The organism is Peristeroidobacter soli, from assembly GCF_004138485.1.
In the GTDB taxonomy this organism is placed as follows: Bacteria; Pseudomonadota; Gammaproteobacteria; order Steroidobacterales; family Steroidobacteraceae; genus Steroidobacter; species Steroidobacter soli.
This window is the reverse complement of sequence record NZ_RYEV01000005.1, coordinates 241,001-258,953: the sequence shown is the minus strand read 5'-3', so window position 1 is coordinate 258,953 and position 17,953 is coordinate 241,001. Positions and strand designations below refer to the sequence as shown.

Here is a 17,953-nt window from a genome sequence, read left to right as displayed (position 1 = left end):
CACTAGCATACAAATGTCTCCTTGACCTTACCGGATCTGGCGCCACGACTGGCGGCCCTGCAGGCCGCGCGTGGGCGCACCGGCCCGTTCGGTGAGCGCACCGCTGCTACCGGACGACAACAGGCTGTCGTACTCGCAGTTGCTGCCGTCCAGACACAATTGGGATTCGACGCGCGACTGGATGTCCTCCGTGCCGACACCGGAGGTATCCGCATCGGCCTGGTCGATGTCGCCATCGCCGTCGCTGTCCACCTGCCCATCCGGCAGCCGGCCGCCGCTCAGCAGGTCCAGAATCATCAACCAGCTGCGGCCGCCGAAGTCGCAAGGCACGCTGTTCGGAATCAACGTGGTGAAGAACACGCGATCGCCACGAATGGTCGGATCGGTGACCGCGCGCTCGCCCCGGATATTGTTTTGATACACCAGATCCAGGTACCAGCCGTTGCGATTCATCGCCGTCATCGAGGTGCTGCGCCGGAGCGGCGCCGCGTTCGTTTCCGAGGTGATGGTCTGCTGCACCAGGCGGTTGCGGACCACCTTGTCGTTGGGGTCGTAGGTGTTGGTGGCGGCGGTGTAATTGTCCCGGTCGACCAGGCCGTAGAAGCTCTGCTTGGTCGTCGAGCCCGCCGGCAGGTCCTTGTCGCCGATCTCCAGGAACTTGCCGGTGCCGAACACGACGATCGTGCCCGCGCCATACGGCCCGCGGGCCACTTCCGGACGCACCGTGATGGGTTGGATGTTGCCGCCCGCCGCGTTGCTGTCGGTGGCCGCGAAGATCGGCGCCGGATTGCCGTTGGTATCGGTGAAGGCGACGCCCCACTGCGAGCTTTCGGTGGGACGCAGGTTGAACTTCCAGAGGTTGCCGAGCAGATCGCCGGCATACGCGAAGTCGACGATGCGGTCGCCATCGATGTCCACCATGGTGGGCGTAGCCAGGCCATTGGGTTTGCCGCCGGCCCGCGGATCGCTCATGCCGACGCCGGTATCGATCTTGCGGATCAAGGCGCCGGTCTCGATGTTCACGATGTACAGCACGGCGTTGCCGGTCGTGCTGGCGCGTCCATCCGTAACGGTGTTGTTGTAACCATTACCGAAGACCGCAGCCCAACTGCCGTCCTTCAGACGCACGATGGCGGGCTGGCTATAGGTGTAGCCGAGATCGCGATCGTTCTCGTCGGTGAACTCCCAGAGGTGGATGGAACCGGCATTCGCCTCGGCGCTGGTCAGTGCCGAAGTATCGGTGATGTCCAGCGCGTAGATGCCCTGGCCGCCCAGGTTCAAGCCGCCGACCAGCACGGTGCGCCACTCATTGGCGTTCCTGAAGAACACGTCGTTGGAATTCGGCGAACCGTCGACGTAATAACGATGCGAATAGGGCTGCCGGGGCAGCAGTCGCAGGTTCGGGAAGACCGACTTCGGAATGTACGCGAACACTTCCCTGCCGCCGCTCGGATCTTCGATCATGTCTCCGGGAGGACCGGACGGATTGGCGACCAGGCCACCCGCTTCGAACGCGTGCAGCATGCCGTCATTGGCACCGGCGAACAGCAGTGGCTTACGCGTTTGCTGTTCCTCGGCGAACTCCGAATATGGCGTCGTGCCCGGCATGTTGTCCGCGTAACGGGCGCGCGGTGCGCCGACGTACAGCGGCGCTGAGGACACGATGTCGCCAAGCCTCGACGCGCGCTCGCGAAGGTAGTTAGTGCCCGAGCCCTCGTTGGTCTGATCGCCGCGCAGATAATTGACGTAGGTCTGCTGCAGCTGTTCGGTATCGGCGAGCTGAGTGCGGCGCGTGGCGTCGAGGTTATCCCACCGGAAAGGCACGGCGGTGTTATCGCTATTGACCGTGAAGATCTTGCGCGCATCCGGCGCAGGCATCCTGTCGCGCGCATTCCACAGCGGCGTCGTACTCACAAGGGAGGTTGCGGGATCGCGCCCGAAGGCCATCAGTTCGCCATCCCAGTTACGCGTGTTGAACCGAGCCTGGTACACACGCGAGTCCGTGGAAATGGCGCCGCTGTTGACGGACGCCGAGGACGCCGAGGCATTACGCGCAAGGATTTCAGTAAACGCCTCGCGCAGCTGCTGACTCAACGTCAAGGCGTTGGTCACGAGGAAATAATTGTCGGGCACGCCGGCCTGACCCGAGCCACGATCGCTATCCCACTCGGACTCCAGGTCCGGAAGGTTGTTTTCATTGGTGTCGGTGAAGCCACCCCACTTGGCTGCGTACCACAAAGGGTCGTTCAGCAGGATCGCGCCGGGGCTGGTGCCCGCGGAGAACGTGCGTTCGTGCACGAAGGGCAACGCCGCGCCGTCGTTCCAGCGACCGACGCCGGAGTTTGGCGCCGGCGGTGTGCCGGTGAATGCCTCCGGGGTATCCAGGAAGTAATCGGTGTCGTAGGACACGTCACCGCCGCGCTGATCGAGCACTTCCAAGTAGATACCGTCGTGGGTCGTACCGGAGATCACATAGCCCATGTGCTGAGTGATGCCGCCATACGCGTATTCTGACGTCACTTTGACGTTCACGGTGTTACCGGTCACCGTGTATTCGTAGATGGCGATCGCGTCCATATCGTGGTCGGCGCCCTGCTCCACGTCTTCGAAGTTGACGCGAAACTTACCGTAGGTATCGCTCAGCGTATCGACGTAGAAATCGACGATCTGGTCGGTGGGCTGGAAGCTTGCGGTGGCGGAGATGCCGGAACCGTTCACCGACTTCGCGAATGGCACCAGCGTCACTGTTCTGACATTGGCGCCGGTACCGATCGGGATCCTGATCTTCGGCAACGGCGAAGCAAGCGCGACCGCGAATGTCTGCACGTTCTGTGTGCCGCGCGCGGAGCTGATATCGTTGGTGCGACCGTAGTAAGCGACGCTGCCAGCGTAATAGCCGCCACGCTTGGTCGGTTCCTCGGGCGACAGGCCGCGGATATTGCCGAACGATGTAACCGTCTTGGGGGTCGGTGCGCCATCGGTCACGTTCCCCGACTGACCGATGAAGACGTTCTGCGAGCCGCCGAATTCATTGTCCCAGATGGTCTGGCCCAGCGCCGAGACATTCAGCGTGCCCAGGGTGCCGCTGAACGATCCGAACGCGGTGCCCGGCAACTGATCGGTGTCGTACGACGGATTGATGTCGCTGACGACGGTCTGGAACGGCTTGGCGCAGTAAGGATGCGCGCCGGTGCCCGAATACGGATCGTTCCAGGTCGCCACCGGCAAGCCGCCGCCGGCCAGCTGACTCTCCTCGCCGGCGCCGAAAGCGATGGAATATGCGCTGGTGGGCGCACTCTGACCGGCGAAGTAACGCAGACTCTCATACATCATTTCGGCGATCGGGTTACCCCACATCTGACACTCGCCTTCGTTGATGGTGCGCGCGGCCGCGGTCCATCCGCAGTTGTATTGATGGCTGCCGCTGTTGAAGCCGGTGACTCGCATCCGGTTCAACGTGGCGATGATGCCGGCATTGGAATTGCCGGTCTTGAACGTGCCGTCGTCGTTGATCTCGCTGGCGATCGAGTCCATCCGACGTCGCAACACGCCGCCGCTGGTGTTCTTGCTGTACGAGCCGGTGATCAGGCCGAAGTACATCGAATCGTTGCCGCCGAACTCCTGCAACAAGCCGATCGGCTTGTTGCCGCCGCCGGTGTACGCCTGGCAGTTCGACTCGAGCAGACCGGTCTTACAGACACGGACCCGGACGTAGTAGTCGGTGGGCGCGGGCGAGATCAACGGGCCGTTGTCGCCGTTGAACATGCGATCGTTGGCCACCGGGCGCTCGATGCTCACCCAGTTCCAGATCCGTTCGGCGCGATTCGTCAGCACGCGCATCAGCGGATTGGAGCTGTCCGGCGTGGAGGTTATCGTAGTGTTGGCGAACAGGTGCCGATTGTTGGCGGTCGGCAACGCGAGCGAGGTGTAGTCAGCGATGTTGTAGCCGTCGACCGCGACGCTGGTGTATTCCTTACCCCAGCTGTGCGCGTCTTGCGGCAGATAAGTCCGCTGCAGGACCGTCTCGGTGGCGGTATCGGTCGAGCGAAAGCCGCCGTAAAGGACCTTGCGTAGCGCGTCGATACGCGCGGTGGTCACGTAGTTGAGAAAGTTGCCGCTCCACTCGGAGTCCACCGCCGTACAGGTATTGCCGGTGCCTGCCGTACGCGTCGGGTCGAACACGCCGTCGGCACCGTAGGCGTAGCACTTGGTGGAATCGAAATAGCCGTAGTACGTGATGCCGGGTTTGAACCGCATGTCGAGCGTACCGTCGCCGTCCAGGTCGGTGTAGTCGTTGTAGGCCTCGTAATAGAGCTTGTGATCGCGGCCGACCACCAGCATGTTCAGAGGCGCGACCGTCGGGCTGAGGAACAGCGGCTGCTGACTCAGGGCCAAGTCGACCGCGCTCGCCGGAATCGACAGCAGCATCGCGGCTGTCGTCGCCAGCAGAGTCGACACTCGGGTGATGTATTTTTTGAACATGTAAGGACCTGCCTCGGCCATGTCGATGAGAGTTATTCGAAGACCACGCGCGAGTACGTGCTCTGGACCACGACCTGCGCACTGTCGGTCATGCCGCGCGAGCGGCCCGTGGAACGGTAGAAGTCGCGCACCACGTTGATGTAGGAGCTGCCAACGGTCAGCGAGTCTTTGACTTCGCCGTAGTACTCGTTGACGTACTGAGGCGCTTGCTTGAGCGTCGTGAAGCGGGCCGCTTCCTCGTAGATCTGGGAGTTGTCGGTCCACCATTGGTCGATCTGCTTGCCCAGATCGAGCGGCATGTTGCTGTCGTTGAGCAGCAGCGAGTCGAAAGTGACACAGTCGATCGACGGCGTCTGGCACATGCGCTCGTTGACGTTCATGTTCGGTCGCAGCTGATATTCCGCCGCGCGCAACGCCGATTCGGCGCCTTGCAAGGCGAGCTCCAGATCGCGCTGGTTGCCCGCCATGCGCTCCTGCAAGCGCGTGCTCTGGCTGGCGCCGAGACCGAGCAGCGTCATCACCAGCAACAACAGCAGGCTCACGATCAGCACTGCGCCCCGTTGCTGCCGCGCGCGCGGCAATGTCAGATGTTTGTTCATGAGTCGCCTAATCGATGATCTGGTTGCGCAAACCGACCGTGGCCGTGAACACCTTGCGCTGGAAACGATCGTTGTACGGCTCGGTCGTGACCAGATTGGGTGAGCTGAACAGCACGTATTCCTGAGTGTCGAGATCGGTGCCGTAGGCTTCCGGCGCGCGTGCCAGCACCGCGATCTGGACCGTCAGAACGTTGTCCCAGTTGGTGACGCCGGAGGCGTCCACGTAGCTGATGGCGCCGCCGCCGGCGTCGATTCCATACTGCACTTCCAGCCGATCGATACCGTCGGCGATCTCGTCGCTGACCGCAGCGTTGCCGGTCCTGCGATACAACGACAGCCGCACCGGGTCGGCGTCCGGATATTGCGAGCTGCGCGCCAGGTAATAAATGATGGTGTCGACGGGCACGATCTGCGAGAAGGCCCGGAACGGATGAAACAAATCGCCGTCGACGTTGCCCGGGCTCCTGCTGCCGGCGCCGCTCGCCGCATGCCCGATGACGCCCGCTGCGTAGCTGGTGACTGAGAACCAGGCGCGCGCCTCGCAGTCGGTCACCATGACCGTGTCACCCACTTCGAACGGCGCCGGAGTGACATTCGCAACTTCGAGCGGAGCGGTGGCACCGGCTGAGTTCACCGTGTACATGGTCTGGGCTTCGCGTCTCGGGATCCGCAGCACCAGCACGTCGCCCCCTGCATTGGGCTCAGGGGAAATGCCAACGGAGGCCGCGTCCAGCGCCGGCACGAAGGTGCCAGTGGCGCCCTCGAAGCCTTGCGTCGTCAGCCCGAAGTTCCAGGTCAACAAGTTCGAACTATTGAGTCGGTTGATCGCATAGTCGACCCGACGGGACGTATTGACCGCCCGCGAACAGCCTTGAAAGCCGGCAGCCCGCGCGTCGTTGACCATCTGGTCGAGCGCGAACCGGCCGTTCTCCTGGATGCGCGACAGACGTTCCGTCGTTTCGTAGCTCTGGCGCGAGCTGACGAACAACGCGATCACGCCCATCAGCAACAGCAAGCTGATGGCCATGGCCACCATCAGCTCGAGCACGCTGAAACCCTGCACGGAATGTTTGGATGGTGTCGGCATGGCGATGCTCAGATCTGGCTCGACGTGACGAATCGCAGCGTGTTGTCTTCATCACCCGCGTTACGCTCGCCCCACTGCACCGTGATGGTGACGATGGCGCGCCGGGGCGGCGTCCCCGGCCCCGTCGGAGGAGCGAGTTGGGTGACCGTGATCGCGCCGTCGCCGCCGACCAGCTGCGCCGCCAGAGTGGCCTTCCAGTCCACGATGTCGCGCGCCGGTTGCGTGCCGCTGGCGGTTACCGGGCCCAATGCGACGGTGTACGGATTGGCGTCGCTCAACGCCACTGCGCGGTTGACTCGCATCCGATCGAGCATGTCGGCCGCCAGCACCGCGGCCTGCGAACGAACGTACGAGTCGTAGTTGTTACGCACGGTGGTCAACTGCAGAGCGGCCACACCCAGCAGACCGACCGAGATGATGACCAATGTCACCAGCACTTCGATCAGCGTCATGCCGGCGCCGTGTCGCCTGGCGCGCCAGCCGCGATTTGTGAAGTTTGCTTTCATGCCAGATGTCCGGAGGTCCTGACTCGTATCGACGCCGCCCGTCATGGGCAATCGCGCTTGGACGCGTTGACGCGCCCGGTCGTCGTGACCGTCACACTGCGCGCCCCGTCCGGGTCCTTGCAGTAGTCGCCGGTAGGCGCGACCGTGAAAGTGGTGTCGCCGCCCGGCCCGAGCGTCGTGCTGCCGTCGCCGCGATAAGTGACCGCCGCGACGGCCTCGTTCGTGATGGTCATGCGCCGGAGCGTCGAGGCCGGCCAGCGTTGGATGAGCGTGTCGGCGCCGTCGTCGTACTCGCCATCGCCGGCGTCGTCACTGAACAGCAGCCAGCCATTGCTCCATGAAGAATCGCCGGCGCATTCATCGGCGTTGCCGGTCGAGACTGGACAGATGGAAACGGTGGCTCCGCGCTTGACCGCTTCGCTGCGAGCCATCGCCGCCGTCGCCAGCAGCTCGTTGGTCTGCGCGGCCAGCCGGTTCTGGCGAATGATTCCCTGGAACGCGGGCACGCCGATGCCCAGCAGGATGCCGAGCACCGTCAACCCGATCATCAGCTCCAGGAGGGTGAAGCCGCGCGATCGGTGCCGTGCCCGGCAGGCGTCGACCTGGGAACGTGCTTTTTTCATGGCGCGCAAATTGCCCACCGCCCGGACCGGGGGCAACTGCAGCCGACCGGCGGCTTGCGGACCGAGACGGACGGCTGGCGCATGCCGATTCTGTGAAATCGCCGAACCTGCCCCGCGAGGGGGCATCCGGCCGGTGCGATCCGCCGAAGAATCGGCAAGGCAGCCGCTGGCGAACCTCTCAAATCAGTATGTTTGTGTCGCGCTGAAACGACGTATGGCTACATAACCTTTATCGGTCGACGCCAATCTTGTATCCTCCGCGCTCGGCCAAGCTGGCAGCTTTTACAACAAAAGAAGCTGGCAAGCCTGAACCACGGGAACCAGCCATAACTCTCGTGTATTAAGAGGCCGTGAAAATTTGTCGCTCTGGTCCTTTTTTATCCGACCCGAAGGGGAAAGAACTCATGAAGAACACCATCTCCACCTCGCTCAAGGCAGGCATTGCTGCGTTGGCGCTCGTTGCTGCCAGCGGTTGCGTCTCGCAGAAAGCCGTTGACGAAATCAAGGCCACTGCCGACAAGGCTGTGCAGGACGCCGCTGCCGCCAAGGCTGCTGCCGACTCTGCTGCCAGCGCCGCGCAGTCCGCTCGTTCCGCTGCTGACAGCGCGCAGAGCGCTGCCAACCAGGCGCTGCAGGCCGCTCAGGCCAGCCAGGCCTGCTGTGACGCGACCAACGAGAAGATCGATCGCATGTTCAAGAAGTCGCAGTCGAAGTAATCGACTCAGCTTCGAGATCGCAAGATCAAGACAGACGCCGCGGAGCAATCCGCGGCGTTTTTCTTTTGGGGGCGGAAAAGGCGATAGAGGCGGACCCCACAGCTTTGGCCATGGACTAACTCGGTGGTTTAGGTGACCTCGGCCGCGAGGTCCGCTTGCGCAGTTTAGCAGTGCACCCCACTGCGCGTGGGAGACGCTAAGAAGACTATCGTCCGGCGGTGTCGTTGATGACCTGGACGGTCGAGGGCACCGGGGCGGGATGAAGCATCACCGGCTCGGGAATGCCGCTGGCACTTTCGAACGTGCGCTCGGCCTTGGCCCAGTCGATCACGCCGGAGCTGACCACATCCGGACGTTCCTGGGTCGCGGCCACCAGCAGCTTGGTGATGTTGGTGAGACTGTGCGAATCGGCACTATCGGTGCCTTCCAGCGGCGTGTGCACTTCCATGAACAGCTCATCGCCGCGCCAGCCCATCTTGTACGGCTGGTCGACCAGACGCACCGGCGTATTCACCGGCACCATCGGATAGAGCTCCTTGATGTCTTCGGGGAACATGCGCACGCAGCCGTGAGTGACTTGCATGCCCACGCCCGAAGGACGATTGGTGCCGTGGATCAGATACGCACCGCCAGGGATTCCCAGGCGCATCGCGTACTCACCCAACGGATTGTCCGGCCCCGGCGGCACTGCTTTCGGCAGCGGACGACCGTCGGCCGCGTGTTCGGCGCGCACGGATTCCGGCGGATACCAGATCGGCTTCTCGCGCTTATTCACGATGCGCGTGAGACCCAGCGGCGTATGCCAATCCATGCGTCCGACGCTGATCGGATAGGTACGAACCACCGCGGCCTCGCCCTGCTTGTGCGGCGGAAAATAAAACAAACGATGTTCGGACAGGCTGACGACGATGCCATCACGCGGCCCGTCGGGAAGAATGTAACGCGACGGAATCAGCACTTCGGTGCCCGCGCCCGGCACCCAGGCATTCACACCGGGATTGGCCGCGACGATCTCTTCATAGCCCACGCCGTAGCGGCGGCCGATGTCCAGCAGCGTGTCTTCGTGCGCGGCCACCACCTTCTGCACTTCGCCGATCACGGTGTCCTTGCCGATGGGCAAGGTATAGGTCGCGGCGAAGGCGTTGGTCGTGGCTGCCAGCAGCAGCGCGGCGCGGATCAGAGAACGGATCTTCATGGTGAGCGAAAAGTCTAGCAGTTGCGCACGGTCAAGAGTGTGAGCTGGACGGCGTCCCAGCCAAACGTAAGCAGACCTGTCAACGTCTCAACTGGTTCAATCTTAGGGGGGCCGTGGGCGATTTCAAGCCACGGCGGGCGTGTGTGCCTTGAGCAGGTTGACGATCTGGGTGGGCACTCCCTTACGTGCCTCGACCAGACCCACCGCGATGGCATTGGCGAACGACACTGTGTCGGCGCTGCCATGACTCTTGATCACCACGCCGGTCAGCCCGACCATGCTCGCACCATTGTAGGTGCGCGGATCGAATTCTTTACGTAGCGACCGCAGGACCGGCCACGAAGCCAACGCTCCTACATAGCGCATGGGATTGCGCGTGTATTCGGTCTTCAAGGCGCCGACCAGCATGTTGGCCAGCCCTTCCATCGTCTTGAGCGCGACGTTGCCGGTGAAGCCGTCGGTCACCACGACGTCCACTTCACCCGAAAAAATATCGTCGCCTTCCACGAAGCCGATGTAGTTCAGCTGGCTCGCCGAGATCAATCGCGCGGCGTCCTGCACGACGCTGTCGCCCTTGGTTTCTTCTTCGCCGATATTGAGGATGCCGATTCGCGGCCGGGCGATGCCATGCATGTCGGAGGCGACCACCGACCCCATCACCGCGAACTGAAACAAATGTTCGGCGCTGCATTGAGAGTTGGCGCCGAGGTCGAGCATGTGCGTGTGGCCGTGACGGGCACGGATGCGGGAGATGATGGCGGGCCGATCGATGCCTTCGATGGTCTTGAGCACGAAGCGCGCCGTGGCCATCAGTGCACCGGTGTTACCGGCGCTCACACAGGCGTCGGCCTCGCCTGCTTTCACCAGATCGATGGCGACGCGCATGGACGAGTCTTTTTTCTTCCGCAGGGCTTCCTGCGGTTTCTCGTCCATGGTCACGACTTGAGAGGCTGCGCGCAGCTGAATACGCGACAGCAACCCCTGTTCTGCGCCGTTCAACAATGCTTGAACGGGCTCTTTCAGGCCGACCAGCGTGACTCGCAGGTCGGCGTCTCTCTGCAGGGCCGCGAGCGCCGCAGGCACGGTGACCGAGGGGCCGTGATCGCCCCCCATGGCGTCGACCGCGATGGTGACCGGTCGGTTGCTCAGATACGGTCCTTCGGAGCTGACGACGCGGATTATTCGTCGCTATCGGACTTTTCTTTGGTCGCGATCACTTTCTTGCCGCGATAGAAACCATCCGGCGAGATGCGGTGACGGGAATGAGTTTCACCCGAGGTCGGATCGACCGACAGCGCCGGGCGGGCGAGGCCGTCGTGCGAGCGGTGCATGCCGCGCTTGGACGGGGTCTTTCGGCTTTTCTGAACAGGCATGACTGATCTCCAAACTATCCAATATCGACTTCGGGCAGCTCACTGCTTACGCAGCAGATCCCGCAAATTCTGGAACGGATGATGAGTCTTGCCGGCCGCGTCCTGCGCGTCCTCGACCTCATCCTCTCGTTCCTCCGTCGATGCAATTTCACCCGACGCCACTGCGGCGGCACAGTCCTCGCTCTGGTGCATCGGCACCAGCGGCAAGGCCAGCAACGCCTGCTCTTCCGCCAGCCAGGCCAGATCGAGCCGCGAGGGATTCGTGACTACCGGCTCGTAACCGCCCGGCTCGTCATTGCGCTCCTCCTCGACCAGTATCACCTGAAAGGTGTCGTCGAGCTCGATCTGCGCCGGCTGCATGCAGCGCTGGCAGGTCAGCACAGCTACGCCATGCAGCTCGCCGGCCACGGCAGGCTTGCCATCGAACAGCGAAAACTGGAATTCCGCCTCGATCCACGAACCATCCTGCCCGCCGGCCTCGCGCAGGCGCGGCAGCTCGGCAGCGGAAAAACGTCGTGAAATCGTGCTTCCCGCCCGCGCGCAGACCGACGCATCAACGATTTTGTCTGCGGCCACAGCTATCTCTTGGGCCGGGGGTCGCGGCATGGGGCGCGTATACTAGCGGCGCCCCCCCATGGTGTCAAAAAAAGAAAGGCGTAAATGTTTGTTTTCTCACAGCTTGTAATCCGGCCCATGGCCGGGTTCGTCAAGGTTTGGCCATGACCCGCCCCGCTCCCCCCGCCAATGGGCTGCGGCTGGTGCTCGCATCCACCTCCACATATCGACGGCAACTCCTGGAACGGCTGGGTATTCCGTTCACGGTGGCGGCCTCCAATGTCGACGAAGAACCCCTGCCCGGTGAGTCGGCCGTGGACCTGGTGCAGCGACTGGCACGGGCCAAGGCTGAAGCGGTCGCCCGCCGCCATACCAACAGCCTGATCGTCGGTTCGGACCAGCTGGCTCTGTGCGGCCGGGATGTACTGGGCAAACCGGGGTCCGGCGATCGCGCCATCGCCCAGCTCAAATCCCTCAGCAACCAGCGGGTCGTGTTCCACACAGCCGTGCATGTGATCAACACCGCCACGGACAGCAACGTGGGTCACGTCGATCTGACGACGGTGCATTTCCGTTCGCTCTGCGACGACGAGATCAAGCGCTATGTCATGCGGGACAAGCCGTACGACTGCGCCGGTGGCTTCAAGGTGGAAACACTGGGGATCTCGCTGTTCAACCGGATCGACTCGCAGGATCCGACCGCGCTGATCGGCCTGCCGCTGATCTGGCTGGCCGGCGCGCTGAGAAAGAACGGCTTCGATCTGCCCTGATCGATATTAGGGATCGGGCATCTTGCCACGACCCCATGGCGAGGCGGCACAAGGCGCGACTTTTGCCGCTCGCCCGCCGCCCATGGCGGCGAGGTACATCCATGTACCCGGGCAACTCTATTTCAGCCCTTCTTTCAATTTGTCGATCACCGCCTGCCAGTCGGGCGGTGGCGGCGCGCTCACGGTGAAAGGCTTTGCGCCCTTGCGTTCGAATGTCAGCGACTGTGCATGCAAGAACATTCGCTGCAATCCATAGGGCTTGAGCTTCGCATCCCGCTCGCGATCGCCGTACTTCTCGTCACCCGCGATCGGGTGCCCGGCATGCGCGGCATGCACGCGTATTTGATGAGTGCGGCCCGTGCCCAGCTCGATATCCAGAAGCGTGGCCAGCTTGCCGAAATGCTGAATCGGCTTGAACGTCGTGATGGCCTGCTGCCCGTCCGCATGCACGCGGACGATCCGCTCTCCGCCCTGCTTCATATTGGTCTTCAAGGGCAGATCGATGGTCTTGGTACCGAACGGCCAGCGCCCGACCACCAGCGCCAGATAACGCTTGTCCATGTCGCGCTCTCTTAATAGGGCGTGCAGCTCGCGAAGCACCGCCCGGCGCTTGGCGATCATCAACACGCCGCTGGTGTCCCGGTCCAGTCGATGCACCAGCTCGAGCTCCTTCAGCTCGGGCCGCTGGGCTCGCAGCGCCTCGATCACGCCCGCATTCAGTCCGCTGCCGCCGTGAACCGCCACGCCGGCCGGCTTGTTCACGACGATCAGGTCCCGATCTTCATGAATGATGGCGCCAGCGACGAACTCACGCAGCGAGCGCGACGGCGCGCTCCGCTCGGCCGCGCGCTGCTCGTCAGTCTTTCGCTGCAGGGGCGGCAGACGAATCCGATCGCCCTCGGCGAGCCGCGTTTCCGGCTTGGCGCGCTTGCCGTTCACCCGGACCTCGCCCGTTCGCAAGATCCTGTAAATCAAGCTCCGCGGCACATCCTTGATGATGCGGCTGAGGAAATTGTCGATGCGCTGTCCGGCATCGCCCTCGCCGGCTTCAACATAGCTGACCCCCGTGCCTTGCCCGGTCTTGGCGGCGGACCGGGGAACGGAAGCATCGTCGGGAGATTTTGGGGGGGCGGAACCTGGCATGCGGGTCGGACTTGAGAAGCGCTCGTAACTTATTGATTGACCATTGATTGGGCAAATAGCCTGTGATATGTTCCGCGACGATTTCAGGTTCGCGCGCGTCCAACCACAGATCTGAACACCGATCAGTCGAAGCGGCGCACGCGTACCGATACGCGGCACATTCGTGGGCTTCGCTTCCGAAGGCGCCGCATCTTAGTTGGTTCTGCTCAGACCTGCCCGCTCAAGACCGGACAGGGTCGCAGACCATCGCTCGGCCGCGCGAACGGCGATGCCGGAATGACGCACCTCGTATTCCGGGTCGACGCTCACGCCTACGAGCGGGACGCCAAAGCGACAGGATAAAAAACGCGCCGGATCTTCCCGGTATTACACCAGGGGTCCGCGCAGGCAACATCGGATGAAGACATTCCCCGATCGCTCCTCCCTGCCTTTATGGCTCGCGCCCGCCGTGCGTGCTCGCCCGGCCCTTGATTCCTTAGAAGGGCCTCATGAAGAGAATGTTAGTCAACGCGACTCAGGAAGAGGAGTTGCGCGTAGCACTGGTTGATGGACAACGCATTTACGACCTGGATGTAGAAGTCCCGTCACGGGAACAGAAAAAAGCCAACGTATATAAAGGACGCATCACCCGCGTCGAGCCCAGCCTGGAAGCTTGCTTTGTCGACTACGGCGCGGAGCGCCACGGCTTCCTGCCGCTGAAGGAAGTCTCTCGCGAGTATTTCAAGGACGGATCGTCGCCCGGCGGTCGCGGCAACATCCGCGATCTGTTGAACGAAGGCCAGGAAGTCATCGTCCAGGTCGAAAAGGAAGAACGCGGCAACAAAGGCGCCGCGCTCACCACTTTCATCAGCCTCGCCGGCCGCTTCCTGGTGCTGATGCCGAACAACGCGCGCGCCGGCGGTGTATCGCGCCGGATCGAGGGTGAAGATCGCGAGCAACTGCGCGAAGCTCTCGACCAGGTACAGATTCCCGACGGCATGGGCGCCATCGTGCGCACCGCCGGCGTCGGCCGCTCCGCCGAAGAACTGCAGTGGGATCTGGATAACCTGAAAGAAGTCTGGAATGCAGTAGCCGGCGCCGCCGAAGGCAAGGCCGCACCGTTCCTGATCTATCAGGAATCCAAAGCCATCATCCGCGCACTGCGCGACTACTTGTCCGACGACATCGGCGAGATCCTGATCGACAGCCAGGAGATCTACGCCGAGGCGCAGCAGTACATGCAGCGCTTCATGCCCGCCGGCCTGCGCAAGCTGAAGTTCTACGAGGACAGCGTGCCGCTGTTCACGCGCTTCCAGATCGAGAATCAGATCGAGTCGGCGCACTCTCACAAGGTCAACCTGCCCTCGGGCGGCTCGATCGTCATCGACCCGACCGAAGCGCTGGTGTCCATCGACATCAACTCGGCCCGCGCCACGCGCGGTGGCGATATCGAAACCACCGCGACCAACACCAACCTCGAAGCGGCCGATGAAATCGCCCGCCAGTTGCGACTGCGCGACTTGGGCGGCCTGATCGTCATCGACTTCATCGACATGGAGTCGCAGAAGAATCAGCGCGCGGTCGAAGATCGTCTGCGCGACGCCGTGAAGCAGGATCGTGCGCGCATTCAGATCGGCCGCATCTCGCGCTTCGGTCTGCTCGAGCTGTCACGTCAGCGCCTGCGTCCGTCGATCGGCGAGTCCGCCAGCATCAACTGCCCCCGCTGCAGCGGCATGGGCTCGATCCGCAGCGTCGACTCGCTCGCGCTCGCCCTGCTCCGCCTGATCGGCGAAGAAGCCCGCAAGGACCGCACCGTCAAAGTCATCGCGCAGCTGCCGGTGGAAGTCGCCACGTATCTCATGAACGAGAAGCGTGAGTGGCTCAACAACATCGAGCACAAGAGCGCCGTGCAAGTGGTGATGGTGCCGAACAAGTACATGGAAACGCCGGCGTACGAAATCCGCCGCGTGCGTGACGACGAGGCCGGTCTGCCGGAGAACTCGACGATCAGCCATCAGATCCCGGTCGCGCCACAACCGTCCGCCGAAGAGATCGCCAAGCGCGAAGAGCGCGCCGCTGCCGCTCAACCATTGGTTGTGACTTCGACGGTGCCGACGGTCCCGCCGCCGCCGACGATTGCGATGGAAACGACCATCGCCCCGCCGCCGAAGCCGGAGCCCGTCGAGCAGATCGGCATCTTCGTGAAGATGTGGCGTTACTTCTTCGGCACGGGCACGCCGCCCGCGCCGGTTGCTGAACCCGCGCGTCGCGACGCTGGGCAGCGCCCCGCTCGCGCCGACGGCGGTCATCGTCGTGATCGCGACCGTCATGGCCGTGACCGCGGCGGCGATCGTGATCGTCAGGGACGCGGCTCGCGTGATCGCGATCGCGGTGGCAAGCAGGATCAGCGTTCTGACAAGCCGGCGCAGGAAGCTCGCCGCGACGGTCAGCAACGGCAAGATCGCAACAAGCCGCGCGAACAAGGTGCTGACGGCGGTCGCCATCACGAAGGCGGCGGTCGGCAGCAACAGCAAAAGCATCAACATCAGCAACCTCCGCGCGCACCTGCCGCTCCCGCCCCGGCAGCGTCTACTGAAGGCGCAGCTCCGGCAGCATCTGGAGCAGCTCAAGGTGGCGACGCTCAACGTTCCGGCGAGCGTGGTGACAAAGGTGAACGCGGCGAGCGCGGCGGACGCGGTCGTCGTGGCCGACGTCGTCGTGGTCGTGGCCGCGGCGGTGACGATGGCAACGCCGGTGGTCAGGGTGGTGGCGAAGACCATCACGCTCACGGCGGCAGCGAAGGCGACGCTCACGGCGGCGATTCGAGCGGTGACGGTTCTTCAGGCGCCGCGCCCGCGGACCACGCTCCGGCCGCGCCTCGAGAGTCGAACTCGGGCGGCGGGGCTCGTGGTGGTGACTTCGGTGGCGGCGCCCCGAGCCGACCCGACTCGCAGCCTCACTTCGAAGCGCCTCGATCCGAGGCACCGCGTGAACATGCACCTCGTGAACAAGCAGCGCCTCGTGAGCATGCGCCTCGTGAACATTCGAGCGAGTCGTCCCCACCGCCCGCGCCGAAGCCTCGCGAGTCGGACGGTCAGGCGCCGGCCGCGTCGAGCGGTGCCGACAAGTACACGGTGTGGAGCTCTTCGCCGTCCAGCGGCAGCAGCTCGTGGGGTGGTTCGGGCACGCGTCGCGAGGAGTAATCCAACGCGCTTTGATTGAACCAAGGGCCAGCGGGTGACCGCTGGCCCTTGTGTTTGTTCTTACATTTCAGTGGGGGGCATCGAGCGCAGCTCGGCCAGCAGGCCCTGCGCCGCTTCCTCCAACAGGTCCAGCACGTCCTCGAAACCCTGCGCGCCACCGTAGTACGGATCGGGCACGAAGCGCGACGGCGCGTCTGGCGCGAACTCCATCATCAGACGAATGCGCTCATGATGAACCGCCGGGGCGCGACGACGCAGCTCCCGCAGGTTCTCCTCGTCCATGGCCAGAATCAGATCGTAGAGCGCAAAGTCCTCGGCGGTCACCATACGCGCCCGGAGCGACGACAGATCGATGCCCCGCCGCCTGGCGGCCGCGATCGAGCGACTGTCCGGCGGCGAGCCGACGTGAAAATCGTGCGTGCCCGCCGAATCGATTTCGATCTGCAGATCCGGGGCGTCGCTCGACAGGATCTGCCGAAACACCCCCTCCGCCGTCGGCGACCGGCACAGGTTGCCCATGCAAACAAACAGGATGCGCTTGACGCTGCGAGTTCCCATGCTGGTACGGCTCGACGCCGCCCTCCGGCGCTTGATTACGGAGCATTGTAATCGTCCCGAGACCGACCGCGTGATCGGAAATATCTGCGCGCCTCAGCGGTTTGCTGATGCGATCCCTCGCATCTGCCCCTAGTCGGAAATGCTGATGCGCGTCTATTGCGCGCCTGCGTACAAACTTCGGCACATCGGCCGGGGGCGGCCAAACCATGGCCACTCATGCCGAAGTCAGCTCATCACTTCGCGGAAGGCGATCGCGTGCGAGCCACTCGCCGCACTGAATTTCCCGACGGTACGGTCCTGAGGTTGATGGACCTGGGTTATTTACTGATCCGCTGGGACAGCGATGTGCTCGAGACCGCCCATCATTCCGAGCTCACCAAGTTGCGCGACGACTCAGCTCGCGCCTAGCACGGCGCGCACTCTGATGAGATCGCTCTCTGTGTCGACGCCCGCTGGCGGCGTCTCCGCAGCGACCGCGACGACGAGTTTCATTCCCGCCTGTAACGCGCGCAGCTGCTCGAGCTTTTCCGTGAGCTCCAGCTCCGCCGGCGGCAGCGCCGTCACTCGCTGCAAAGCTTCGACTCGATAGGCATAGATGCCCAGGTGACGCTGCGCGCCCGCGAAGCTGACCTGGCTCGCGAGCCCTTGCAGAGCGCCGTCGCGGGTCCAGGGAATCGGCGCGCGACTGAAATACAACGCGGTGCCGTCCTTGGTGGTCACGACCTTCACCACGTTCGGATCCAGGAACTCGTGCAGGCTGGTGATGGGCGTGGACAAAGTCGCGATGGCGGCATCGGGATGCTGTTCCAACAGGCTCGCCACCTGCCCCACCAGCGCCGGCGGCAACAGCGGTTCGTCCCCTTGCACGTTCACGACGATGGTTCGTTTGTCCCAGCCGCGCCGGCCGGCCACTTCAGCGATGCGATCCGTGCCCGACAGATGGTCGGCATTCGTCATCACTGCGATCGACTGCTGCGAACGCGGATCGATAGCCGCGCCGGCAATGCGCTCGTCGTCCGTGGCGACCAGGACTTCGTCGGCACCACTGCGCGCCGCCGCCGAAATCACCCACTGAATCATCGGCCGACCGGCGATATCCAGCAGCGGCTTGGCCGGCAGGCGCGCCGACGCGTAGCGCGCCGGAATGACGACTTTGAAGGTCAC

Annotated in this window: 16 protein-coding genes; 4 read left to right on the top strand and 12 right to left on the bottom strand. The window is 63.5% G+C overall.

Going from position 1 to position 17,953, the window contains the following annotated elements; translation table 11 throughout:
• Window positions 1-27: 27 nt before the first annotated feature.
• From EKO19_RS22690 to EKO19_RS38895, 5 genes are read right to left on the bottom strand one after another with little or no spacing between them, the layout of a single operon-like run.
• Window positions 28-4,482, bottom strand: a complete 4,455-nt coding sequence (locus EKO19_RS22690; RefSeq protein ID WP_157995399.1) for a pilus assembly protein — start codon at window positions 4,480-4,482, stop codon at window positions 28-30.
• Between the two features lie 32 nt (window positions 4,483-4,514).
• Window positions 4,515-5,081, bottom strand: coding sequence for a pilus assembly PilX family protein (locus tag EKO19_RS22685; RefSeq protein WP_129778828.1), 567 nt, complete (start codon window positions 5,079-5,081; stop codon window positions 4,515-4,517).
• 7 nt (window positions 5,082-5,088) lie between these two features.
• Complete coding sequence (locus tag EKO19_RS22680) at window positions 5,089-6,168, bottom strand: PilW family protein (RefSeq protein ID WP_129780220.1); 1,080 nt, start codon at window positions 6,166-6,168, stop codon at window positions 5,089-5,091.
• An 8-nt stretch (window positions 6,169-6,176) separates the two neighbouring features.
• Window positions 6,177-6,674, bottom strand: coding sequence for a type IV pilus modification protein PilV (gene pilV / locus EKO19_RS22675; protein WP_157995398.1), 498 nt, complete (start codon window positions 6,672-6,674; stop codon window positions 6,177-6,179).
• Between the two features lie 41 nt (window positions 6,675-6,715).
• Entirely contained in the window at window positions 6,716-7,297 is a 582-nt protein-coding gene (locus EKO19_RS38895; RefSeq protein WP_217705528.1) for a GspH/FimT family pseudopilin, read from the bottom strand.
• Between the two features lie 404 nt (window positions 7,298-7,701).
• Between EKO19_RS38895 and EKO19_RS22665 the strand changes: the two genes are divergently transcribed.
• Window positions 7,702-8,013, top strand: coding sequence for an alanine-zipper protein (locus EKO19_RS22665; protein WP_129647253.1), 312 nt, complete (start codon window positions 7,702-7,704; stop codon window positions 8,011-8,013).
• A 205-nt stretch (window positions 8,014-8,218) separates the two neighbouring features.
• Here the strand turns inward: EKO19_RS22665 and EKO19_RS22660 are convergent, their stop codons facing one another.
• The 4 genes from EKO19_RS22660 to EKO19_RS22645 form a co-directional block, all read right to left on the bottom strand.
• On the bottom strand, window positions 8,219-9,208 hold the full coding sequence (locus EKO19_RS22660) for a L,D-transpeptidase family protein (protein WP_129778822.1): 990 nt from the start codon (window positions 9,206-9,208) through the stop codon (window positions 8,219-8,221).
• Between the two features lie 123 nt (window positions 9,209-9,331).
• Window positions 9,332-10,357, bottom strand: coding sequence for a phosphate acyltransferase PlsX (gene plsX, locus EKO19_RS22655; protein ID WP_407676663.1), 1,026 nt, complete (start codon window positions 10,355-10,357; stop codon window positions 9,332-9,334).
• 29 nt (window positions 10,358-10,386) lie between these two features.
• Entirely contained in the window at window positions 10,387-10,581 is a 195-nt protein-coding gene (gene rpmF / locus EKO19_RS22650) for a 50S ribosomal protein L32 (protein ID WP_129778818.1), read from the bottom strand.
• A gap of 39 nt (window positions 10,582-10,620) precedes the next feature.
• The gene (locus tag EKO19_RS22645; RefSeq protein ID WP_157995397.1) at window positions 10,621-11,157 is read right to left on the bottom strand and encodes a YceD family protein; all 537 of its coding nucleotides are present in this window, start codon (window positions 11,155-11,157) and stop codon (window positions 10,621-10,623) included.
• A 143-nt stretch (window positions 11,158-11,300) separates the two neighbouring features.
• On the opposite strand from EKO19_RS22645, the gene EKO19_RS22640 reads away from it, so the two are divergent.
• Complete coding sequence (locus EKO19_RS22640) at window positions 11,301-11,906, top strand: Maf family protein (RefSeq protein ID WP_129778813.1); 606 nt, start codon at window positions 11,301-11,303, stop codon at window positions 11,904-11,906.
• 117 nt (window positions 11,907-12,023) lie between these two features.
• Here the strand turns inward: EKO19_RS22640 and EKO19_RS22635 are convergent, their stop codons facing one another.
• Window positions 12,024-13,049, bottom strand: a complete 1,026-nt coding sequence (locus tag EKO19_RS22635) for an RluA family pseudouridine synthase (RefSeq protein ID WP_129778811.1) — start codon at window positions 13,047-13,049, stop codon at window positions 12,024-12,026.
• 488 nt (window positions 13,050-13,537) lie between these two features.
• On the opposite strand from EKO19_RS22635, the gene EKO19_RS22630 reads away from it, so the two are divergent.
• Entirely contained in the window at window positions 13,538-16,231 is a 2,694-nt protein-coding gene (locus EKO19_RS22630) for an Rne/Rng family ribonuclease (RefSeq protein WP_129778809.1), read from the top strand.
• A gap of 60 nt (window positions 16,232-16,291) precedes the next feature.
• On the opposite strand, the gene EKO19_RS22625 is transcribed toward EKO19_RS22630, so the two are convergent.
• On the bottom strand, window positions 16,292-16,789 hold the full coding sequence (locus EKO19_RS22625) for a low molecular weight protein-tyrosine-phosphatase (RefSeq protein WP_129778807.1): 498 nt from the start codon (window positions 16,787-16,789) through the stop codon (window positions 16,292-16,294).
• A 216-nt stretch (window positions 16,790-17,005) separates the two neighbouring features.
• On the opposite strand from EKO19_RS22625, the gene EKO19_RS22620 reads away from it, so the two are divergent.
• Window positions 17,006-17,197 (top strand): hypothetical protein, encoded by a 192-nt coding sequence (locus tag EKO19_RS22620; RefSeq protein WP_129778806.1) that lies wholly within the window; start codon window positions 17,006-17,008, stop codon window positions 17,195-17,197.
• Here EKO19_RS22620 and kdsB read toward each other — a convergent pair.
• Window positions 17,183-17,953: a 3-deoxy-manno-octulosonate cytidylyltransferase gene (kdsB, locus tag EKO19_RS22615; RefSeq protein WP_129778804.1), complete on the bottom strand. Its 771-nt coding sequence runs from the start codon at window positions 17,951-17,953 to the stop codon at window positions 17,183-17,185. The two genes, EKO19_RS22620 and kdsB, sit on opposite strands and share 15 nt — an antisense overlap.